Genomic DNA, 22,003 nt, shown 5'->3' on the forward strand with positions numbered 1-22,003 from the left:
TCGACCCGGGGCGGCCTCCGGCGCGCGAAACGGAGCCAGAATGGGCGAGCAGCCTCCGGTCCTCGAGATGACCGGGATCCGAAAAGTCTTCCCCGGCGTCGTCGCCCTCGACGGTGTCGACTTCCGTTTGTTCCCGGGTGAGATTCACGCCCTGATGGGCGAGAACGGCGCCGGCAAGTCCACCCTGATCAAGACGCTGACCGGCGTCTACGAGATCGACGGTGGCGAGATCAAGCTCGGCGGCGCGCCGGTGCGGATCTCCGGGCCCCTGCAGGCCCAGCAGGCCGGGGTCAGCACGGTCTATCAAGAGGTCAACCTCTGCACCAACCTCTCGGTCGCGGAAAACATCTTCATCGGGCGCGAACCCCGCAAGTTCGGCAAGATCCAGTGGGGCAAGATGCGGCGGCGTGCCGCGGAGCTGCTCGCCCGGCTCGAACTGGACCTCGACGTGTCGGCGCCGCTGGACACCTACTCGCTGGCGATCCAGCAGATGGTGGCCATCGCGCGCGCGGTCGACATCGAGGCCCGTGTGCTGATCCTCGATGAGCCGACCTCCAGCCTCGACGCCTCCGAGGTCGAGCAGCTGTTCCGGGTCATGCGCCGGCTCAAGGAGTCCGGCGTGGCGATCCTGTTCGTCTCGCACTTCCTGGACCAGATCTACGAGATCTCCGACCGGCTCACGGTGCTGCGCAACGGCCAGTTGATCGGCGAGCACAAGATCGAGGAGCTCTCCCAGGTCCAGCTCGTCGAGAAGATGATCGGCAAGGAACTGGCCGCGCTGGAGGACCTGGAGGACAAGGCACAGAGCAACCGGGAGCGGGCTGCCGGGGCGCAGCCGGTCCTGGAGGCGAAGGGCCTCGGCCGGACCGGCGCCATCGCGCCGTACGACCTGACCATCCACGAGGGTGAGGTGGTCGGACTGGCCGGTCTGCTCGGTTCGGGCCGCACCGAACTGGCCCGGCTGCTCTTCGGCGCGGACAAGCCGGACCAGGGCGAGCTGAAGGTGGCCGGCAAGCCGGTCAACCTGCGCAGCCCGCAGGTCGCGATGAAGCACGGCATCGCCTTCTCCTCGGAGAACCGGCGGACCGAGGGCATCATCGGTGACCTGAGCGTCCGGGAGAACATCATCCTGGCCCTGCAGGCCTCGCGCGGCTGGACCCGGCCGATCCCGCGGAAGAAGCAGGACGAGATCGTCGACAAGTACATCAAGGCACTGCAGATCCGCCCGGCCGACCCGGAGCGCCCGGTCCGCAACCTGAGCGGCGGCAACCAGCAGAAGGTGCTGCTCGCTCGGTGGCTGATCACGGAACCCAAGCTGCTGATCATCGATGAGCCGACCCGTGGCATCGACGTCGGCGCGAAGGCGGAGATCCAGAAGCTGGTCGCCGAGCTGTCCGACGGCGGGATGGCGGTGCTGTTCGTCAGCGCCGAACTGGAAGAGGTCCTCCGGCTGAGCCACCAGATCCTGGTCCTCCGGGACCGGCGCCTGGTCGAGAAGCTGGAGAACACCGCAGACGTCGACGCCGACCGCATCATGCAGACCATCGCCAGCGGAGCAACCTCATGACCATCCTCAAGAACCGGCTGTTCTGGCCGTCGTTGATCCTGGCGATCCTGCTGGGCATCAACATGTTCACCTCCCAGCAGTTCCTCATGATCCAGGACGGCCACCTCTTCGGCACCCTGATCGACATCCTCCGCGGCAGCGCGCCGCTGATCCTGGTGGCGCTCGGCATGACGCTGGTCATCGCCACCGGCGGCATCGACCTGTCGGTGGGCTCGGTGATGGCCATCTCCGGCGCGGTCGCCTGCCTGCTCATCAGTGAGCTCGGTGATCAGAACAGCGTCGGCTCGGTGCTGCTGATCATCGGTATCGCGATCGGCGCCTCGCTCCTGCTGGGCCTGTGGAACGGCGTCCTGGTCGCGGCCGTCGGCATCCAGCCGATCATCGCGACGCTGATCCTGATGGTGGCCGGCCGCGGCGTGGCCCAGCTCATCACCGAGGGCCAGATCATCAACGTCCGGTCGGAGCCGTACGCCACACTCGGCTCCGGCTTCTTCCTGGCCGTACCGGTGGCCTTCCTGATCGCGGCGGCGGCGGTGGTGCTGACCATCCTGCTGACCCGGCGCACCGCACTCGGTCTGCTGCTGGAGTCGGTCGGCGGCAGCCCGACCGCCAGCCGGCTGGCCGGCATCGGCGCCCGGCGGATCACCATCATGGTGTACGTGGTGGCGGGTGGCCTGGCCGGACTGGCCGGCCTGATCTACAGCGCCAACATCAGGAGCGCGGACAGCATCTCGGCCGGCAGCCTCATCGAGCTCGACGCCATCCTGGCCGTCGTCATCGGTGGCACCGCCCTGATCGGTGGCCGGTTCTCCGTCGCCGGCACCGTGCTCGGCGCGATCCTGATCCAGACGCTGACGGTCACGGTCGTCGCCATCGACATCCGGCCGGAGGCGAACCTGTTGTTCAAGGCCGTCGTGGTGGTCGCGCTCTGCCTGTCCCAGTCGCCGGACTTCCGGGCGAAGGTCTTCGGGCGCTTCAAGTCGCGTCCCGCCGCGCGAGAGGTTGCAGCAGCATGACCACCATGGACATGACCCCCGTTGTCAAGGGCGGCGGCGGTCCGGAGCTCAACAAGCGGCGCCGGGTCTACAAGCCGAACACCAAGCACGTCCCGATTCTCGCCACCCTGTTGCTGCTCGTGATCATGTACAGCGCGGGCGCGGCGAACTACCGCAACTTCGACGACCCGAGCGTCATCGTCAACCTGTTCCGCGACAACGCGGTGCTCCTGGTGGTCGCGGTCGGCATGACCTTCGTGATCCTCACCGGTGGCATCGACCTGTCGGTGGGCGCGGTCATCTCGCTGACCACCACGCTGACCGCCACGCTCCTGCAGGGCGGCTGGCCTCCGCTCGTCGTGCTGCCGGCGGTGCTCCTGCTGGGCGCGCTGATCGGCGCGGGGCAGGGCGCGGTGATCCATTTCTTCAAGGTGGAGCCGTTCATCGCCACCCTGGCCGGGCTCTTCCTCGCCCGCGGTCTGGCGCTGTTCATCAACCAGCACTCGATCCCGATCCGGGACAAGGTCTGGACGGCCATCTCGGACTACCGGATCGAGCTGCCGATCGGCGAGGACGGTGTCGTCACCAAGCCGATCGCCATCGTGGCCGTGCTGGCCGTGCTGATCGCCGCCGCCGTGCTGGCCTGGACCCGGTTCGGCCGCAACGTCTACGCGATCGGCGGCAACGCCGACTCGGCGCTGCTGATGGGCCTGCCGGTCGGTCGCACCAAGATCGCCGTCTACACCATCAGCGGTTTCTGCGCGGCGCTCGGCGGCGTGCTGTTCAGCATCAACTCCACCTCCGGCTGGGCCCTGCAGGGCAACGGCCTGGAACTGGACGCGATCGCCGCCTGCGTCATCGGTGGCGTGCTGCTCACCGGCGGTTCCGGGTTCGTGTGGGGAACGCTGCTCGGGGTTCTGGTGTCCGGTCTGATCCGGACGATCATCAACTTCGACGGCGGCCTGAACTCGGCCTGGGCCCGGATCATCATCGGCGTGCTGCTCTTCGCCTTCATCGTGATGCAGCGGATCGTCACCAGAAAGGCTAAGTGACACGCATGTCGCAGTACACCATCGGCGTCGACTACGGGACGCTCTCCGGACGGGCCGTGGTCGTCCGGGTCGCCGACGGGGCCGAGCTCGGCTCCGCGGTGCACGAGTACAAGCACGCGGTCATCGAGCGGACCCTGCCGGCGACGGGTGAGACCCTGCCGCCGGACTGGGCCCTGCAGGACCCCGAGGACTATGTGGACGTGCTGCGGATCGCGGTGCCCGAGGCGATCGCGGCGGCGGGCATCGACCCGGCCGACGTGATCGGGATCGGCACCGACTTCACCGCCTGCACGGTTCTTCCGACGACGGCGGACGGGACACCGCTGTGCCGCCTCGACGACTTCAAGGGCCGGCGTCACGCGTACGTCAAACTCTGGAAGCACCACGCCGCCCAACCGCAAGCGGACCGCATCAACGATGTCGCGCAGCGGCGAGGCGAGTCGTGGCTGCCGCGGTTCGGCGGCAAGATCTCCTCGGAGTGGCAGTTCGCGAAGGCGTTGCAGCTGCTGGAGGAGGACCCGGAGGTCTGGGCCGCGACCGAGCGCTGGATCGAGGCCGCCGACTGGATCATCTGGCAGCTGTCCGGCAACGAGACGCGGAACGCCTGCACGGCCGGTTACAAGGGCATCTACCAGGACGGGCAGTATCCGAGCCGGGAGTTCCTGGCCGAGCTGAACCCGGCGTTCGCGGACTTCTGCGAGACCCGCCTGGAGCACCCGATCTCGCCGCTCGGCGGCCGGGCCGGCGGCCTGACCGCCGAGGCCGCCGCGTGGACCGGGCTGCCGGAGGGCATCGCGGTCGCGGTCGGCAACGTGGACGCCCACGTCACCAACGCCGCCGCGCAGGCTCTCGAACCCGGCCAGATGGTCGCGATCATGGGCACCTCGACCTGCCACATCATGAACGGGGCGGAACTGCGCGAGGTCCCCGGCATGTGCGGCGTCGTCGACGGCGGCGTGATCGACGGCCTGTACGGCTACGAGGCCGGCCAGAGCGGCGTCGGCGACATCTTCGGGTGGTACGTCGACACGCTCGGCGAGGGGCACAGCCACCAGAGCCTGACCGAGGAGGCCGCGAAGCAGCCGGCCGGCGCGCACGGCCTGGTCGCCCTCGACTGGCACAGCGGCAACCGCTCGACCCTGGTGGACCACCACCTGTCCGGCCTGATCGTGGGCCTGACCCTGGCGACCCGGCCGCACGAGATCTACCGGGCGCTGATCGAGGCCACCGCCTTCGGCGCCCGCAAGATCGTCGAGACGTTCGAGAAGGCCGGCGTGCCGGTCACCGAGTTCGTCGTGGCCGGCGGCCTGAAGCGCAACGACCTGGTGATGCGGATCTACGCCGACGTGCTGCGCCGGCCGATCAGCGTGGCGCCGTCCGAGCAGGCCCCCGCGGTCGGGTCGGCGATCCACGCGGCGGTCGCCGCGGGCGCGTACACGGACGTCCGTGCCGCGGCCCAGTCGATGGGCCGCATCGAACGCGGCGTCTACCAGCCGAACGAGGCCGACGCCGACGTGTACGACCGGCTCTACGCCGAGTACGACCGGCTGCACGAGCAGTTCGGCGTGATCGACAAGATGTCCCACCGCCTGCGTCGAATCCGTGACGCGGCCCGTACCACCCAGGAAGGCGCAGAATGAGCAACTCCGAAATCTGGTTCCTGACCGGCAGCCAGGGACTCTACGGCCCGGAGACTCTGGATCAGGTCGCCTCCCAGTCCCGCGAGATCGCCGCGAAGCTGGACGCGCAGCTCGACGCGGACGTGGTCTGGCAGCCGGTGCTGACCAGCGCCGAGCAGATCCTCGACATCTGCCGCCGGGCCTCGTCGACGCCGGGCGTGCTCGGCGTGATCACCTGGATGCACACGTTCTCGCCGGCCAAGATGTGGATCGCCGGCCTGGACGCGCTGCGTGCCCCGCTGCTGCACCTGCACACCCAGCACAACGTCGAACTGCCCTGGTCCGAGATCGACATGGACTTCATGAACCTCAACCAGGCCGCACACGGCGACCGGGAGTTCGGGTTCATCGAGACCCGCCTCGGGGTGCCGCGCAAGACGGTGGCCGGCCACGTCAGCAACCCGGCCGTGGTCGCCCGCATCGACACCTGGGTGAAGGCGGCCCGCGGCTACTCGGCGATGCGCACCCTCAAGCTGGCCCGGTTCGGCGACAACATGCGCGACGTCGCGGTCACCGAGGGCGACAAGGTCGAGGCTCAGCTGCGGTTCGGTGTCTCGGTCAACACGTACGGGGTGAACGACCTGGTCGCGGTGGTGGACCAGATCGGTGACGCCGAGATCGACAAGCTGGTCGAGGAGTACCAGGACACCTACGAGGTGGCCCCGGAGCTGCTCGGCGAGCGGCTGGAGTCGCTGCGTTACGGCGCCCGCATCGAGCTGGGCCTGCGGCAGTTCCTCACCGAGGGCGGCTTCCGGGCGTTCACCTCGAACTTCGAGGACTTGGGCGGGCTGCGCCAGCTGCCGGGCCTCGCGGTCCAGCGCCTGATGGCCGACGGTTACGGCTTCGGCGGCGAGGGCGACTGGAAGACGTCGGTCCTGGTGCACACGCTGAAGGCGATGGCTCCGGCCGGCGGCACGTCCTTCATGGAGGACTACACCTACGACCTGACCCCGGGCAACGAGGTCATCCTCGGCGCCCACATGCTCGAGGTGTGCCCGTCGATCGCCGCGTCCAAGCCGATGCTGGAGATCCACCCGCTCGGCATCGGCGGCCGTGAGGACCCGGTCCGCCTGGTCTTCGACGCCGCTCCCGGCAAGGCCGTGGTGCTCGGCCTGGCCGACCTGGGTGAGCGGTTCCGCCTGGTCGCCAACGAGATCGAGGTCGTTCCGCCGACCGCGCCGCTGCCGAAGCTGCCGGTCGCCCGGGCGGTCTGGAAGCCGGCCCCGTCGCTGTCCACGTCGGCCGAGTGCTGGCTGACCGCGGGCGGCCCGCACCACACCGTGCTGTCGTCGGCGGTCGGTGTGGAGGAGCTGGCCGACCTGGCCGAGATGATCGGCACCGAGCTTCTGGTGATCGACGAGGCGACCACGACCCGGTCGTTCGTCAAGGAGGTGCGCTGGAACCAGGCGTACCACCGCTTGGCCCGCGGTTTCGGCCGCTAGATCCGGTGTGAGGCAGCCTGACGGCGTTCTTCGACGAGGTCAGGCTGCCTCGACGGTCACCCAGTCGAGGTCGCCGGCGTAGTAGTCGCAGCCGACCTCGACCTGGTCGCAGTCCAGTTTGCCACCGATCGACACCGGCCACTGGTTGTCGATCGTCCCGGTCCAGCCCTCCCGCACGGCGGCCTGCCGGCCGTCGATGGACAGGAAGACCCCCTGGCGCAGCCGCACGCAGCGGACCACGTGCCAGACCCCATCATTGATCTTGTACGGCGCGATCAGCTCGATGGTTCCCTTGGAGCCGCGGTACGTGCAGGTCGCCCGGCCGTTCGGGATCTGCACCTTCCAGCTTCCGCCGGTGACCGTGGCCTGGCCCTTCTGGATGATGTTGCCGAACTTGTGGGTGGTTCGCAGGCGCATCGTCACCGCGAAGTCGCGCTCGCCGGGATCGAGGTCCGAGTGGTCGGCCACGCTGACCACATGGCCCGGCCGGGCGGGCGGAGTGTCCGGCTCCAGCCGTTCGAACCGGTAGCCGGACTCGTACCCGGTGGCCAGACCTGTACCGACCTCTCGGCCGATCTGTCCGTGGTGACCGCGCCCGCCGGCGTCGGTCATCCAGGTGCTTCCGGCGGTCTCGTTCATCGCCCAGACGGCCATGACGTGGGCGGACGCGGCGTGAGCGGGGACGGCGGCGCCGGTGAGCAGGCAGGTCAGCAGTGCGATGGCGGCCAGTGCGCGGCGGTGTCCCATGACTCGTCCTCCGGACGTCGGGGCAGTGAGTCGTTTGAGCTTAATGTGGTTCTTGTCTCATTTCTTATTAATGACCGGAATTCGAGCCCTCGCCTGCGGCCGTATCGGCTTGGTAGCATCCGCCGATCATGGCTCCGGCTCCCCCCCCCAGCAGTTCGGCCGGACGCCCTGCGCAAGCCTCACCCCTCAAGTAAGGATCGTGTCGAAGTGCTGCTCAATGGGACGAACAGTGATACTTCGGAGCATGCGGTGATCGCCCCCAACCCCGGCCTGCCGAACCAGGCGCTGCAGGTGCTGGCCCTCGCGCAGCGCACCGCCGAGGAGCACGTGGCGAGCGCCCAGCACCACGCGGACAAGATCCGTACGGACGCTCTGGCCGCGGCCGAGCAGATCGCGCGTGACGCCCAGGCCCACGCCGGCAACGTGCGCCGGGAAGCCGACCGGGTGCTGGCCGAGGCTCGCGCCGGCGCCGAGCAGACGGCCCGGGACGCCCAGTCCCGCGCCGAGGAGGCCCGGCGTACCGCGGAGAAGATCGTCGCCGACGCCCGCGCCCGGGCCGAGACGGTCAACGCCGACGCGGCCGCCGGCGCCGAACAGCTCAAGAACCAGGCGCAGCAGCGCTACGACGACGTGGTCGGCAGCCTCGGCGCCAAGCGCGAGGCCCTGCAGCAGCAGATCGAAGCCCTCGAACAGTTCGACCGCGAATACCGCGGCCGGCTCACCGCGTTCATGCAGAGCCAGCTGCGCGCCCTCTGGGTGGACGCGCCGCAGATGAACGAGTACGTCGAGGAGGAGCCGGTCGCCGAGGTCCTCGAGGCGGCCCCGGCCCAGCCGGCCCGGCACGCGCAGACCGCCGAGAAGAAGGACGCCGAGGAGCCGGACGAGGACGAGGACTAGCTCCTACACCGGGTGGACGCGCTTGCCGTCGATGTAGGTGAGCGCCACCCGGGTCTCGGCGATCTCCTCCGGCGGCGCGGCGAACGGGTCACGGTCGAGCACCACCAGATCGGCCCGGTTGCCCGGCCGGATCGTGCCGGTGTCGTCGAGCCGGTTCACCCACGCCGACCCGGCGGTGTACGCGGTCAGCGCCGTGGCCAGGTCCAGCCGCTGCTCCGGCAGGAACGGCTCGTCGTCCTCGCCGTGGTGGATCCGGTTCACCGCGACGTGGATCGCCTGGATGGGGTCCGGCGTGCTGACCGGCCAGTCGCTGCCGGCGGCCAGGTGCGCCCCGGCCCGCCACAGGTCGCCGAACGGGTACTGCCGGTCCACGAGAGCCGGGTCCAGGAACGGGATGGTCAGGTCGTCCATCTGCGGCTCGTGCGCCGCCCAGTACGCCTGCAGGTTCGCCGTCGCCCCCAGCCGCCGGAACCGCGGCACATCGTCCGGATGCACCACCTGCAGGTGGGCCAGGTGCGGCCGGGTGTCGCGGAAGCCGTTCGCCGCCCGGGCCGCCGCCACCGCGTCCAGCCCGTCGCGGACCGCCCGGTCGCCGAGCGCGTGGAAGTGCACCTGGAAACCGTGCCCGTCGAGTTCCGTGACATAGCCGGGCAGCCGCGCCGGGTCGATGAAGGACAGTCCCCGGTTGGTGGTCGCGCACCCGCACGCGTCCCGGTACGGCCTCGTCATCGCGGCGGTGAAGTTCTCCGCCACCCCGTCCAGCATCAGCTTCACACTGTCGCAGCGCAGCCGGCCCACGGTGAGCCGCTCCCGGTGCGCCAGCAGCTCCGGGATCTGCTCGGCGCCGCGGTCCCGGTCCCACCAGAGCGCGCCGACCACCGACGCGGTCAGCCACCCCTCGGACGCCGCGGCCAGGTAGGCGTCGGACACCTCCGGGTAGCCGTTGGTCGCACAGACCATGGCGTCCTGCCAGGCGGTGACGCCGAGCGAGTGCAGCAGCCGCTGGGCGCGCCGGAGCGCGGCGATCCGGTCGGCCGTGGTCACCTCCGGCAGCAGCGGCGTGACCAGCTCCATCGCGCCCTCCTGCAGCCCGCCCGCGGGAGTCCCGTCGGCCGCCCGGTCGATCCGGCCGTGCGCCGGGTCCGGGGTGTCCGCGGTGATCCCGGCCAGCTCCAGGGCACGGCTGTTCACCCAGGCGCCGTGGTGGTCGCGGTTCGCCAGGAACACCGGGCGGCCCGGGACGATCCGGTCCAGCAGCTCCTTGGCCGGCACCCCGCCGGGGAACGTCTCCATCGACCAGCCACCGCCCACGATCCACCCGTCGCCCGGGTGAGCCTCGGCATAGGCGGCGACCCGCCGCAGGTACTCGTCCAGATCGGTGGTCTCGGTCAGGTCGCACTGGTTCAGCTCGACGCCGCCCATCACGGCGTGCACGTGCGCGTCCTGGAAACCGGGCAGCAGCAGACGGCCGGCCAGATCGACCACCTCAGTGGACGGACCGGTCAGGTCACGCAGATCGTTGCCGGCCGCGAGGATCCGGCCGTCGCGGACCGCCACCGAGGTGGCCGGGCCGCCGCCGGCGGTGAACACCGGCCCCCCGGTGAAGAGAAGGTCAGCGTAGGGACGAGCCATCAGCGGCTCCGATCTGTGCGCGCGGTTCGACTACTCATTCAATCGTGCGGTGTCTGGATGCCCGCAAGGGGCGCAACTATGGTTGGCGGATGGCGTCGACCCTTGTCGATCTAGAACACGCGCCGTACCGGAACGAGGGGTTCTGCGCCGCCCTGGAGCTGGCCGTCGCCGCCGCCCGCGAACTCGGTCCGGTCCCCGGCGCGCGCGACGCCGGCCTCGACGAGCGGGTCCAGCGCCAGGCGATCCTGCGGCTGCGCTCCGGCGCCACCGCCAACCCGGGGCTGCTGCCGCTGCTGGCCGAGGGCCGGTTCGCCGCCCTGGGCGCGGCCGTGCCGGGCGCCGACGAGGTGAGCCGGGCGCTCGCCGTACCCGATCTGTTCCTGCTGACCGCACCGCCCGGCACGACACGCACCATGGCCGTGGTGGAGATCGTGCGCTCCGCCGCGGAACGCGGCGAGCGGGTGCTTCTCACCGCCCCGGCGACGCCCGCCGTCGAGGTGCTCCTGGCCCGCCTGCCGGCCGGCGCCACGGTGCTGCGCCTGGACGCCGGCGCCGACCACGCCGGAGCGGGTCCCGGCAGCCTGGCCGCCGCGGCGGCGGGCGTCCAGCAGCGCATCCTGGCTCGTTCGCAGTCCGCCGTCCACGCTCTCGATCCCTGGCTCGGCGAACCGTCCCCGGCGATGGGCTGGCTGCGCCGGCTGACCACCGCGCTGGCCGAGGCGGCCGAGGCCCGCGAGCGCGCCGACCGGGCCGCCGCGCACCACGACGCGGCCGCGCGGGCGGCACGGAACCGGCTCGGCGCCCCGTTGCGCGAGCGCGCCCTCTTGCTGGAGGCCGCCGGGCGTGCCGTCGCGCAGACCGCCGGGCAGGTCGACCTGCTCGCCGCGGCGATGCGGCGGGCCGAGGCCACCTGGCTCCGCCGGTGGCAGATCAACGGCCTGCGGCATCGGCTCGGCGAGGCGGTCCGGCTCGCCGCCGCCGCCCGCTCGGCGTCACACCAGGCCCATGCGGCGTACGACGAGAGCGCTCACCTTCTGACGCAAGAGGTGGAGCAGGACGCCACCGTGCGCGCGGCGGCCGACCGGGCCGCGTTCGCCGAGGTCGCCGCCGAGCGCGCGCTGGAGTCCGCGGAGCGCTCCGCGCACCACCTGACCAGGCTGCTCGACGGTGTCGCCGACGTGCCCGGCTGGACGGCCGACGCCGAGAGCCTGGCCGGCCTCGCCGGCCGCTGCCACGAACTCGAACCGGTGCTGCGTGGCCGGGCCGGGTTGCTGCGCGAGTGGCGCCAGCGGGCCGCCCGCCCGACTCGCCAGCTGCACGCCGAGTTGCTGCGATATGCCGACGTCGTCGCCACCACCTGTCTCGGTGCCGGCCGTCCTGAGCACGGCGACCTGGAATTCGATCTGCTCGTCATGGAGGACGCGTGTCAGGTGCCGGTCCCGGCGGCGCTCGTGCCGATGGTCCGGGCCCGCCGGGCGGTGCTGGTCGGTGAGAGCCGCCGTCCGCCGCTGCGCGACGCCGAGGTGGTCCGGGCCTGGCTGGCCGCACGCTGCCCGGCCGGCGCCGACGCGGGTGTGCTGTCGGGCCTGCTCACCGGCAGCGTGTTCGAGCGGGTCGAGGTCCTGGCGCCGGCCGGGAACCGGGCGGTGACCGGCTGGTGACCGAGGCCGCGCATCTGCCGTTACGGGAGGTCGTCCGGCGGGTGGGCGCCTTACCCGGGGTCCGGCCCCGGCGGTTCGTGCCGCTGTTGCTGCCGATGTGGGCGGTCGAGGTGGTGGCCACGGTCCGGGAAGCCCACGCGTACGACGTGTTCGACCGTTATCTGACCCGCGCGGTGGCCGAGGCCGGACTGTCCGGCGTCGGGGAACTGGCCGTGTTCTTCGGGGTGGAGCCGGTGCTGGTGGAGCGGGCGGCACGGTTCCTGGAGGGGATCGGCCACGTGCGCCGGGACGCGGGCACGATCACCCTGACCGCGCTGGGCCGCCGATCGATGGCGGACGGCCGCCGGTACCACCTGTCGCCGGGCCGGCGGCTGGCGCTGCGGTTCGACGGCGGCGCCGCCGAACCGGTCCCCTGGGCCCACGCCGTCCACGCGGTGTGGCTGGGCGAGCCGGCGCTGACCCTGCCGGACGGCACCGTCTTCGCGCCGGTCCCGGCTCGGGCGACGCTCGCGCCGGACGCGGTGCGCCACCTGCTGAGCCGGGCTGACGTGGCCGAGTTCACCGGGCCGGCGGTGCCGGTCGAGATCGAGCCGTCCGAGCCGCGGGCGGTGTGGCTGCCGGTCTACCTCGTCGAGTGCGAGGACGATCCGCTGGTCTTCGGGAAGGCCGTGGACGGGCCCGATCCATACCTTTTGCAGGTTTATCGACGTTGCGCTGGGGAATCGGATCTTAACCTTCCGCAGTGTGGGGACCGCCACGGTCCCTGACGGACCAGCATGGTCCATAACGGTCTACGGTGGTCGGCATGCCCCGTCCCACGAAGCAGCAGATCGACGACGAGATCCTCGACGCGGCGGCGCACCTGTTCGCCCGGCACGGATTCAAGGAGACGTCGATCCAGCGGATCGCGGACACGGTGGGCTACTCCAAGACCGGCCTGCTGCACCGTTTCCCCACCAAGGAGGCGCTGCAGGCGGCGGTGGTCGACCGGTGTGTGGAGCAGATCCGCGACACCGGCTCCGGCGTCGCCGCTCTCCCGGCCGGGCCGGAGCGTGACAGAGCCGTGCTCACCGCCATGGCACAGCTCGCCGTGGGCCAGCCCGGCGTCGTCGCGTTGCTGCTCTCCAGTCTGCTCAGCGAACCGGAGAGTGAGATCGGCCAAGCCCTCGATGTGATCGGGCAGGCCCTCGCCGACGCCTTCGGCGACGACCTGCACGCCGACACCACCCGGGAGCTGCGGATCACCGGGGCGCTCGGCGCGCTCGCGGTGGCCAGCGTCGCCCTGCGCGACCACCTCACGCCCGGGGCGACGGCCTGCCTCGTCGAGGTGGCCTACGACGCGCTCGGGCACCCGCGCCCGCGCTGAATCCGCTTCTCGCTGAACCCCGCTCTCCACCGAAACCCGCGACAAAGGGAATCCCTCATGGCAACGCTGCTGCATCGGCTCGGGCTGGCGTCAGTTCGGCACCGCATACTCGTCACGATCGCCTGGCTGGTGGCGCTCGTCGCCGTCGGGGTCGGCGCCGGCACCCTCTCCGGCGCCACCGCCAACACGTTCAGCATCCCCGGCCAGGAGTCGACCACCGCGCTGTCGCTGATGAAGGAGAGGTTCGGCGACGCCGCGGCGGGCGCCACCGTCCAGGTGGTGCTGGAAGCCCCGGCCGGTCAGAAGATCACCGACCCGGCGAACGCGGCGAAGGTCGCCGGCATCGTCGCCGACCTCGGCAAGCTGCCCGGCGCGGTCGACGCGAGCGACCCGCTCGACCCGAAGGCGCCGGCGGTCTCCCGGGACCAGGCGGCCGCCTACAGTTCGGTCACCTACCCGGTGCAGCCCTCCGAGGTCACCGACGAGCAGCGGGAGGCGATCACAGCGGCGATCGAGCGGGCCCGTTCCGGTGGCCTGACCGTCGAGGCCCGCGGTGAGGCACTGAGCAACCCGGCCGACATCGGCGGCGCCTCCGAGATCCTCGGCGTCGTGGTCGCCCTGATCGTGCTCGCCCTCACCTACGGCTCGCTGGTCGCCGCCGGCATGAACCTGCTGACCGCGATCGTCGGCGTCGGCATCGGCGCGGCCGGCATCGTCACCTTGACCGGCTTCGTCGACTTGCAGTCCACCACCCCGATCCTCGCGGTCATGCTCGGCCTCGCCGTCGGCATCGACTACGCGCTGTTCATCGTCACCCGGTTCCGGCACGAACTGCGCCGCGGCCTGCCGGTCGAGGCCGCCGCCGCGATGAGCGTCGGCACCGCCGGCGCGGCCGTCGTCACCGCCGGCCTCACCGTGGTCATCGCCCTGGCCGGCCTGTCGATCGTCGGCATCCCGTTCCTCAGCGAGATGGGCATCGCCGCCGCGGCCACCATCGTGATCGCCGTCGCAGTCGCGATCACCCTGGTGCCGGCCATCCTCGGGTTCATCGGCGTCCGCGCCCTGCCGCGCAAGCTGCGTGGCGTCCCGGCCTCGTCCGGCTTCACCGAGGGTCGCGGCTTCATCCGCGGTTGGGCGAACCTGGTCACCCAACAGCGCTGGCTCAGCCTGATCGTCGCGGTCGCGACGCTGGCCGTCATCGCCATCCCGTTCTTCTCGATGAAGACCACCCTTGCCCAGCGCGCCGCCGAGGGCACCACCCAGGCGCGGGCCCAGGCGATCATCGACAGCCGGTTCGGCCCCGGCATCAGCAGCCCGCTGCTCATCCTGATCGACGGCTCGAACTCGGCCGCCCACGCCACCGAGGTGCAGAAGCAGGTCGCCGCCCTGCCCGACGTCGCGATGGCCCTGCCCGCCACGCCGAACCAGGCCGGTTCCGCGGCCCTGATCACGATCATCCCGTCGTCCGGCCCCGAGGACCAGAAGACCGTCGACCTGGTGCACGCCATCCGTGACCAGGTCGCTGACGCCGCCGGCGCGCAGGTCTACGTCACCGGCAGCACCGCGGTCAGCATCGACGTGTCGCAGAAGCTCAACGACGCCCTCCCGGTCTACCTGGCCTTGGTCGTCGGACTCGCGTTCGTGCTGCTGGTGCTGGTCTTCCGGTCGCTGCTGGTGCCGGTGATCGGCGTGCTCGGCTTCCTGCTCACCATCGGCGCCGCCTTCGGCGCGACGGTCGCGGTCTTCCAGTGGGGCTGGGCCGCCGACGCCGTCAACGCCGGCTCCACCGGCCCGATCCTCAGCCTCGCGCCGATCATCATCGTCGGCATCCTGTTCGGCCTGGCGATGGACTACCAGGTCTTCCTGGTCTCCCGTATGCACGAGGCGCATGCCCACGGCGCCGCACCCCAGCAGGCCATCGTCACCGGTTTCCGGCAGGCCGCCCCGGTCGTCATCGCCGCGGCGACCATCATGTTCGCGGTGTTCGCCGCGTTCGTCCCCGAGGGCAACGACACCATCAAGCCGATCGCCTTCGCCCTCGCGGTCGGCATCGCCTTCGACGCCTTCATCGTCCGCATGATCGCGGTCCCGGCGGCGCTCGCCCTGCTCGGCCGTTCCGCCTGGTGGCTGCCGTCGTGGCTGCGCTGGCTCCCGGCACTCGACGTCGAGGGCGCCGCCCTCGAACGCCGCTCCCCGTCGCCCGGAGCCACCGCCCCGGTCCCCGACGACCAGCCCGTCCCCACCACCGTCTGACCCCACCCGCGAGCCGTACCTGACGCCCTTTCCCCATCCCGCCCGACCCGCGAGCCGTACCTGGCGCTCCTTCCTTTCCCGGATGAGGTGTGTCAGCTACGGCTCGCGGTCTTTCCGCCCCAGCCCGGCGGGGAGATACCGCCAAACCGCCGCTTCAGTACGGCTGACCGCCGACCAGCCGTTGCCTAGCCGCTTCAGGACGGGGCGGATTCCGGCATGCGCTACGGCTGGGGTCAGGCGGGGTTTGCCAGCCGTCGGCCAGTCGCCTCACGACCGGTTGATTCCGGGGCTGTGCTACGGCCGGGACGCGGCGGAGCCCGCCAGCCGTCGTCCAGCCACGCCACGCCACGCCACGCCACGCCACGCCACGCCACGCCACGCCACGCCACGGACAGTGGAGGTGGCGTTGTCCGAGGTCGACACCTGTTGCGGGTGTCGGCATTTCAGAGGGCATGTAGTTCCGATGAGGCGGTATCCCCTCGCGTGGCCGCATAGCTGGGAGGCGCTCGGGTGGCCAGCGGGCGGGGATGGTCATACCGCGTGTCTAGGGTCCTCTCATGGAGCAGGTGCGCGGGGGAAAGGCGTGGGACGAGGCCATGTCGGGGTGGCGGTCGGCCTTCGGGCCGGCTGAAGAGCTTCTACCGGAGCTGCGGGAAGAGCCGGAGGAGCGGGAGGAGCCGGAAGAGCCGGAGGAGCCGGAGGTGCCTGAGGAGCCGAAGGGGCGGGAGGTGCCTGAGGGCCTGGCGGGGCATCAGGGGCGGGAGAGGCGGGAGGGGCTGCTGCGGCTGGTGGGGCGGAGGGTTCGGGCGGGCTGGGGGATTTGGGAGCCAGGACGGCGGCTGTGGTTTCTGGGTGGGCCGCTTGTGCTCGTTCTCGACGACGGCACACAAGTGGAGATCGCCTGGCAGAAATGGGACGACCTGTCGATCACCTACGGCACCGTGGATCTGACGGTTCCGCCGGAGGTGGCCGGGCAGACGTGGGAGTGGCGTGCCCCGGGGCCGCTGCCGGTGGCGGCGATCGTCGGCCGGGCTATCACCGGGTTCGCGGTCGTCTCTGTGCCGTACTTCGCCGGCGACGTGGACCTGAGCGGGGACCTGCCGTTGGATCGAGTGGCCGGCTGGAGCGTGAACGGCCTGTGGATCGAATTCGGCGACGTGGGCCTGCAGGTCTACAACGGCTGCGACGACACCCGTTTCTCGTCGGGCACCGTGCTGAGAGGAAACGAGGGCGCGACGCGGGTGACAGCGTTGCGGTGACGGCGGTGACGGCGGTGACGGCGGTGACGGCGGTGACGGCGGTGACGGCCCGGTGGTCGCGGGTCGGTCGGGAGGGGTCGCTCGCCTCGCGGGGGATGCCCGGGTGCTTCTACTGGCCGTACGAGAGAGGGAAGCCCGGCCCGGGAACACCCGGACCGGGCCGCCGGCAGCAGGTCAGGCGGTCCACCTGATGTGGGGGTTGACCTTGCCGCCCCAGTCGAAGACGGCCATGTTGTCCCAGCCGTCGCCGGTGCCGTTGATGTTCGCCGGGTCCCAGCCGTTGCCCCTGATGGCGTACCAGGTGGGTTCCCAGTAGAAGACGCCGACGGCGCCGGCGTTGCGGGCCGTGTTCTGCACCCAGGTGAACTGCTGGGCCTGGCCGGCCGAGGTGGCCGGAATGCCGTCGCAGAGCACGGTGCCGGGGATGGAGTTCTTCTCGCTGTCGGCGTCGGCGGCGGTGAACTGGTAGGCCGTCTCCACGATGATCACCGGCTTGCCGTACCGGGTCCGCACGTCGGTGATCACGTTGTAGAGGTTGGCGAGCGTGCCGTGCCACATGCAGTAGTACGACAGCGCGGTGATGTCCCAGGTCACGCCGGCCGCTTTGATGCCGTCGTAGAACCAGCGGGCGTTGCTCATGCTGTCCGCGTCGGCGACGTGGATGATCACCTGGGTGGCGCTGTTGCAGGCCTTCGCCGCGTTGTGGCCCTGCTTGAGCAGCGCGGCGAGCGGGGCGAAGTTGCTGTTGACGACCTGCCCGCGGGGCCACAGCATGCCGGTGTTGATCTCGTTGCCGATCTGCACGCTGTCGGGGGTGAGGCCCGCCGACTTGAGGCTGGTGCAGACGTCGTACGTGTAGTTGTAGACCGCGGTCTGCAGTTGGGTGAGCGAGTACGAGGCCCACGCGGCCGGCGGGTACTGCTTGCCGGGGTCGGCCCAGGTGTCCGAGTAGTGGAAGTCGACCATGAGCTTGAGACCCTTGGCCTTGATCGCCCTCGCCTGCTGGAGGACCTTGGCCTTGTTGTTGTAGCCGCTGGCCGGGTTGTTCCAGACCCGCAGCCGGGCGTAGTTGACGCCGGCCGTCTTGAGGATGTCGTACGGGTCGGCCTGGGTCCCGGAAGCGTTGTAGTACTTGCCGCCGAGGTCGAGTGTGCGCTGCAGCGACGACACGTCGGCGCCGCGCATGGTGAGGGAGGCGGCCTGTGCGGGGGCGGGGGATGCCATCAGCGCGACCGCGAGGATCGCGGCCGAGAAGGCGGCTCGGAGGGACGGTTTCATGGCGCTCCTTCAGTGACGAGGAACGGTGTGGGGGATTTCCTCGCGGCGGGCCGCGAAGCCTCTAACGGCGCCAGCGGATGTACGGGTTGACGCGCCCGCCATCGTCGAAGGTCGCCATGTTCTCCCAGGCGTTGCCGGAGTTCTCGATGTCCTCGGTGTCCCACCCGTTGCCGTCGACGGCCGTCCAGGTGGGTTCCCAGTAGAAGACGCCGATCGCGCCGGCGGTCCGGGCGGTGTCCTGCACGGCGGTGAACGCCTGTGCCTGGCCCTGCCGCGTGGCGGGGATCCCGTCGCAGGGGGCGGCGGACAGCATGATGTTCTCGAGGTGGTCGTAGTTCTCGGTGGTGTACGGGTACGCCGTCTCCGCGATCACCACCGGCTTGCCGTAACGGGTCTTGACGTCACCGATGACCGTGGCGAGGTTGGCCAGCGAGCCGTGCCACATGCAGTAGTAGGACAGGGCGGTGATGTCCCACTTCGTGCCGGCCGCGGTGATCCCGGCGTAGAACCAGTGCGCCGCCTCGATGTTGCCGGCGAGCGCGGTGTGCACCATGACCTGGGTCTTCCGGCTGCACGCCTTGGTCGCGCCGTAACCGGCGTTCAGCAGTCTCGCCAGCGGCCCGAAGTCGCTGTTGGTCACGTGTCCGGTCGGCCACAGCATCCCGACGTTGATCTCGTTGCCGATCTGCACGCTGTCCGGTGTGGTGCCCTGCTTCTTCAGGCTGGCGCAGACGTCGTACGTGTAGTCGTAGACGTCCTTCTCGAGCTGGGCGAGCGAGTGCCCCTCCCACGCCTTCGGGATGAACTGCTTGCCCGGGTCGGCCCAGGTGTCCGAGTAGTGGAAGTCGATCAGCAGCTTCATGCCGCGCGCCTTGGCCGCCCGCGCCTGCTGCAGCACCTTCTCCTTGTTGGAGTAGCCGCTGGCCGGGTCGTTCCAGATGCGCAGCCGGACGTAGTTGACGCCGGCCTGTTCGAGGATGTCGTAGGGGTTGTCCCGGCGGCCGCGGGCGTCGTAGAACTTCTGGCCGAGTTCCTGGGACCGCTGCAGCGTCGACACGTCGGCGCCGCGCATGGTCAGGCCCTGGGGGCGGGCCTGGGCGGGGGCGGGGGAGAGGGTGACCGCGAGGACCGCGGCGACGAGGAGGGGCAGCTTTCTCATGACACTCCTTTGTGGTCTTCCGTGACAAAAGGGGCGCTCTGAAATGCGGGGGCCGGCCTTGATCAAGGGGGGTTATCAAGGCCGGTCCCTTCCGGGGGGCCGCATTCAAGCGGGGGAGCTGCCTCGCACGACGAGGCTGGTGGGCACGGTGATGGAGAGCGGGGTACGCCCGGCGATCACATCCGTGAGCAGCCGGACCATCTCGTCGCTGATCCGCTCCAGCGGGTGACGGACCGTGGTGAGCGGTGGTTCGGTGGTGGCCGCCAGCCCGGAGTCGTCGAAGCCGACGACCCGTACGTCGCCGGGCACCTCGCGCCCGGCCTCGCGCAGCACCGGAAGGGCGGCCGCGGCCATCGCGTCGGACGCGGCGAACACCGCGTCCACATCCGGCGCCCGGTCGAGCAGTGTGCGCATGCCGGCCGCGCCGCTCTCCCGGCTCCAGTCGCCGTGCACGACGTAGTCCGGGTCGACCGTGATCCCGGCGGCCGTCAGCGCGTCGGTGTAACCGCGTAGCCGGTACACCCCGCCGAAGGTGTCCTGCGGTCCGGTGATCGTGGCGATCCGCCGGCACCCCTGGGCGAGCAGGTGCTCCACCGCCGACCGGCCGCCGCCCCAGTCGTCGGCCGACACCGAGCTGATCGTGTCCTCGAAGCCGAGCACCTGCCCGCAGGCCACGATCGGCACCTCGGCCTGCACCAGCTGCCGCAGCAGCGGGTCGCCGGAGTGCGGCGACACCAGCAGCACCCCGTCGACGTGACCGCCGGAGAGGTACGCGACGGCCCGGCTCCGCTCCACCGGGGTCGACGCGATCATCAGGATCAGCGTCAGTTCCCGGTCGGAGAGCGCCTGCGCCACCCCGCGCAGCAGCACCGAGAAGTTCGGGTCCTCGAAGAGCAGGTGCTGCGGCTCGGTGAGCAGGAACGCGATCGAGCCGGACTTCCCGGTGGCCAGGGAGCGCGCGTGCGGGTTCGCGGTGTACCCGGTCCGGGAGATGGCGTCGCGGACCGCCTTGACGGATTCGGGGCTGACCCAGTCGCGGCCGTTGAGCACCCGGGAAACCGTCGCGTAGGACACCCCGGCCTCGCGAGCGACGTCGCGGATGGTGGGGCGTTTGCGCGACACGTTCGGGATCATAGCTACGCCTTCACGCCGCCGGCGGCCAGGTCGACCTGCCAGTAGCGCTGGAGTGTGAGGAACAGGGCGATCAGCGGGACGATCGACACCAGCGCGCCGGTGACCACCGCGGTGTACATCGACGGCTGGTTGGCGCCCTGGTTGAGCAGACCGTTCAGGCCGACCGTGATCGGATACAACCTATCGTTGCCGAGCATGATGTAGGGCAGCATGAAGTTGTTCCAGATCGCTACGAACTGGAACAGGAAGACGGTCACCAGACCGGTACGCATCATCGGCAGCACCACCGTGCCGAAGGTCCGCCAGTCGCCGGCGCCGTCGATCCGGGACGCCTCCAGGATCTCGGTGGGCACCGACGCGGCCGCGAAGATCCGGGCCAGATAGATGCCGTACGGGCTGATGAAGCTGGGCAGCAGCACCGCCCAGTAGGTGTTGGTCATGCCGACCTCGGCCAGCAGCAGGTACTGCGGGATGGCCAGGATGACGCCGGGCACCAGGACGCCGGCCAGGATCAGGTTGAAGACCAGGCTCTTGCCGCGGAACTCGAACTTGGCCAGGGCGTACCCGGCCATCGCCGAGATCAGCGTGGAGGCGGCCGCGCCCACCCCGGCGTAGAGGGCGGTGTTCGCCATCCACCGCCAGTAGAGCCCGTCGCGGTAGTTGTTCAGGTCGACGATGTTGTCCAGCAGGTGGGTGCTCGGCGCCAGGGTGAACGTCGAGAACAGCTCGCCGATGCTCTTCGACGAGGCGATGAGCACCCAGAGGACCGGGAGCAGGCAGTATGCGGCGCCCAGGAGCAGCAGGGTCGTGGCGAGGGGACTGCGCTTCTGAGCCGACAGAACAGACATGTCAGTCCTCCTGGTTGAAGGCCCGGCGCCCGACGAGCTTGAGGAAGCCGAAGGACAGGATGAACGTGGCGAGCGCGATGATCACCGAGGTGGCCGCGGCGGCGTAGATGTCGTTGCGGGTGAACGCGTCCCGGTAGACCTTCATCAGCGGCGTCCACGTCGTCGAGATGGTGTTGGCCAGCGGGCGCAGCGTCATCGGCTCGGCGAACACCTGCAGCGTGGCGATCAGTGAGAAGACGAAGGTCATCACCAGCGACGGCATCACGATCGGGATCTTGATGCGCCAGGCGATCGCGATCTCCGAGGCGCCGTCGATCCGGGCCGACTCGTAGAGGCTGGTCGGCACGGCCCGCAGCGCGGTGTAGATGACGATCATGTTGAAGCCGGTGCCGCCCCAGACCGCGATGTTCGCGACCGCCCACAGGGTGAGGTCGCTGGAGAGCAGGTTCGGCGCGGTGAAGCCGACAGCTTCGACGACGTCGGTGATCGGGCTGACCCGGGGCAGGTAGAGGAAGCCCCAGAGCAGCGACGCGACCACGGCCGGCACCGCGTACGGCAGGAAGATGGAGATGCGGGCGAACTTGCTGACCGCCTCACGGGTCCGGTTAGCGTCCAGCAGCAGGGCCATCAGCAGGGCGAGGCCGAGCATGGTGGGGACAACGATCAGGCCGTACGCGCCGACGCGTCCCACGCTCGGCAGGAAGTCCGGGTCGGACAGCGACCGGGCGTAGTTCTCCAGCCCGGCCCAGACCTCGGTGCGGGCCTTGGAGCCCAGCCCGAGGCCGCTGACCTGGACCTTGCGCAGGCTCAGGTAGCCGGCATAGAAGATCGGCGCGGCCAGGAACGCGGTGAACAGGATCAGGGCGGGAGCGAGGAAGGCGTACGGGGTTCCCGCGCGCCGTGCCGGCCGGCGGCGTGTCGCGGTCACGGGTGTGGCGGTCCTCCGGGGTGCGGCTGTGGTGCTGGGCTCGACTTCGGTGCTCTGCGACATCGCCGACTCTCCTTTCGAAGAAGCGCTCCGGGCGGGGACGGTC

The 22,003-nt window shown here is 70.5% G+C and carries 18 protein-coding genes; 11 read left to right on the forward strand and 7 right to left on the reverse strand.

From position 1 onward, the window contains the following. Positions 1 to 40: 40 nt before the first annotated feature. The 5 genes from QLQ12_RS20665 to araA are packed head-to-tail and all read left to right on the forward strand — an operon-like array spanning position 41 to position 6,735. Complete coding sequence (locus tag QLQ12_RS20665) at positions 41 to 1,567, forward strand: sugar ABC transporter ATP-binding protein (RefSeq protein ID WP_282761865.1); 1,527 nt, start codon at positions 41 to 43, stop codon at positions 1,565 to 1,567. Continuing rightward, positions 1,564 to 2,583, forward strand: a complete 1,020-nt coding sequence (locus QLQ12_RS20670; protein WP_282761866.1) for an ABC transporter permease — start codon at positions 1,564 to 1,566, stop codon at positions 2,581 to 2,583. Before QLQ12_RS20665 ends, QLQ12_RS20670 begins: the two co-directional genes overlap by 4 nt. 5 nt (positions 2,584 to 2,588) lie before the next feature. After that, positions 2,589 to 3,614 carry a galactofuranose ABC transporter, permease protein YjfF gene (gene yjfF, locus QLQ12_RS20675; RefSeq protein ID WP_282762013.1) on the forward strand — a complete coding sequence of 342 codons (1,026 nt, stop codon included), beginning with the start codon at positions 2,589 to 2,591 and terminating at the stop codon, positions 3,612 to 3,614. 5 nt (positions 3,615 to 3,619) lie between these two features. Next, positions 3,620 to 5,254 (forward strand): ribulokinase, encoded by a 1,635-nt coding sequence (araB, locus tag QLQ12_RS20680; RefSeq protein ID WP_282761867.1) that lies wholly within the window; start codon positions 3,620 to 3,622, stop codon positions 5,252 to 5,254. Beyond that, the gene (gene araA / locus QLQ12_RS20685) at positions 5,251 to 6,735 is read left to right on the forward strand and encodes an L-arabinose isomerase (RefSeq protein WP_282761868.1); all 1,485 of its coding nucleotides are present in this window, start codon (positions 5,251 to 5,253) and stop codon (positions 6,733 to 6,735) included. The genes araB and araA overlap by 4 nt, the downstream gene beginning before the upstream one ends. A 39-nt stretch (positions 6,736 to 6,774) precedes the next feature. Here the strand turns inward: araA and QLQ12_RS20690 are convergent, their stop codons facing one another. Continuing rightward, on the reverse strand, positions 6,775 to 7,482 hold the full coding sequence (locus QLQ12_RS20690) for a laminin G domain-containing protein (protein ID WP_282761869.1): 708 nt from the start codon (positions 7,480 to 7,482) through the stop codon (positions 6,775 to 6,777). Between the two features lie 249 nt (positions 7,483 to 7,731). Here QLQ12_RS20690 and QLQ12_RS20695 point away from each other — a divergent pair, with 249 nt between their 5' ends. Further along, the gene (locus QLQ12_RS20695) at positions 7,732 to 8,379 is read left to right on the forward strand and encodes a hypothetical protein (RefSeq protein ID WP_282761870.1); all 648 of its coding nucleotides are present in this window, start codon (positions 7,732 to 7,734) and stop codon (positions 8,377 to 8,379) included. Positions 8,380 to 8,382: 3 nt separating this feature from the next. Here the strand turns inward: QLQ12_RS20695 and QLQ12_RS20700 are convergent, their stop codons facing one another. After that, complete coding sequence (locus tag QLQ12_RS20700) at positions 8,383 to 10,011, reverse strand: amidohydrolase (protein WP_282761871.1); 1,629 nt, start codon at positions 10,009 to 10,011, stop codon at positions 8,383 to 8,385. Positions 10,012 to 10,100: 89 nt separating this feature from the next. On the opposite strand from QLQ12_RS20700, the gene QLQ12_RS20705 reads away from it, so the two are divergent. From QLQ12_RS20705 to QLQ12_RS20725, 5 genes are all read left to right on the forward strand, one after another. Further along, entirely contained in the window at positions 10,101 to 11,672 is a 1,572-nt protein-coding gene (locus QLQ12_RS20705; RefSeq protein ID WP_282761872.1) for an AAA domain-containing protein, read from the forward strand. Continuing rightward, positions 11,669 to 12,439, forward strand: coding sequence for a hypothetical protein (locus QLQ12_RS20710; RefSeq protein ID WP_282761873.1), 771 nt, complete (start codon positions 11,669 to 11,671; stop codon positions 12,437 to 12,439). Before QLQ12_RS20705 ends, QLQ12_RS20710 begins: the two co-directional genes overlap by 4 nt. A gap of 38 nt (positions 12,440 to 12,477) precedes the next feature. Next, positions 12,478 to 13,038 carry a TetR/AcrR family transcriptional regulator gene (locus QLQ12_RS20715; protein WP_282761874.1) on the forward strand — a complete coding sequence of 187 codons (561 nt, stop codon included), beginning with the start codon at positions 12,478 to 12,480 and terminating at the stop codon, positions 13,036 to 13,038. A 57-nt stretch (positions 13,039 to 13,095) separates the two neighbouring features. Continuing rightward, positions 13,096 to 15,291, forward strand: coding sequence for an MMPL family transporter (locus QLQ12_RS20720; protein WP_282761875.1), 2,196 nt, complete (start codon positions 13,096 to 13,098; stop codon positions 15,289 to 15,291). 557 nt (positions 15,292 to 15,848) lie between these two features. Continuing rightward, the gene (locus tag QLQ12_RS20725; protein WP_282761876.1) at positions 15,849 to 16,550 is read left to right on the forward strand and encodes a hypothetical protein; all 702 of its coding nucleotides are present in this window, start codon (positions 15,849 to 15,851) and stop codon (positions 16,548 to 16,550) included. A gap of 174 nt (positions 16,551 to 16,724) precedes the next feature. Here the strand turns inward: QLQ12_RS20725 and QLQ12_RS20730 are convergent, their stop codons facing one another. The 5 genes from QLQ12_RS20730 to QLQ12_RS20750 form a co-directional block, all read right to left on the reverse strand. After that, complete coding sequence (locus QLQ12_RS20730) at positions 16,725 to 17,828, reverse strand: glycoside hydrolase family 53 protein (RefSeq protein WP_282761877.1); 1,104 nt, start codon at positions 17,826 to 17,828, stop codon at positions 16,725 to 16,727. A gap of 61 nt (positions 17,829 to 17,889) precedes the next feature. Further along, the gene (locus QLQ12_RS20735) at positions 17,890 to 18,987 is read right to left on the reverse strand and encodes a glycoside hydrolase family 53 protein (protein ID WP_282761878.1); all 1,098 of its coding nucleotides are present in this window, start codon (positions 18,985 to 18,987) and stop codon (positions 17,890 to 17,892) included. Positions 18,988 to 19,092: 105 nt separating this feature from the next. Further along, on the reverse strand, positions 19,093 to 20,109 hold the full coding sequence (locus tag QLQ12_RS20740; protein WP_282761879.1) for a LacI family DNA-binding transcriptional regulator: 1,017 nt from the start codon (positions 20,107 to 20,109) through the stop codon (positions 19,093 to 19,095). Between the two features lie 14 nt (positions 20,110 to 20,123). Further along, positions 20,124 to 20,969: a carbohydrate ABC transporter permease gene (locus QLQ12_RS20745; RefSeq protein WP_282761880.1), complete on the reverse strand. Its 846-nt coding sequence runs from the start codon at positions 20,967 to 20,969 to the stop codon at positions 20,124 to 20,126. Position 20,970: 1 nt separating this feature from the next. Beyond that, a complete protein-coding gene (locus QLQ12_RS20750) occupies positions 20,971 to 21,960 on the reverse strand; it encodes a carbohydrate ABC transporter permease (protein ID WP_282761881.1) in 990 nt (329 codons plus the stop codon). Between the last annotated feature and the right edge of the window lie 43 nt (positions 21,961 to 22,003).

It is taken from the genome of Actinoplanes sandaracinus (genome assembly GCF_030009775.1).
In the GTDB taxonomy this organism is placed as follows: Bacteria; Actinomycetota; Actinomycetes; order Mycobacteriales; family Micromonosporaceae; genus Actinoplanes; species Actinoplanes sandaracinus.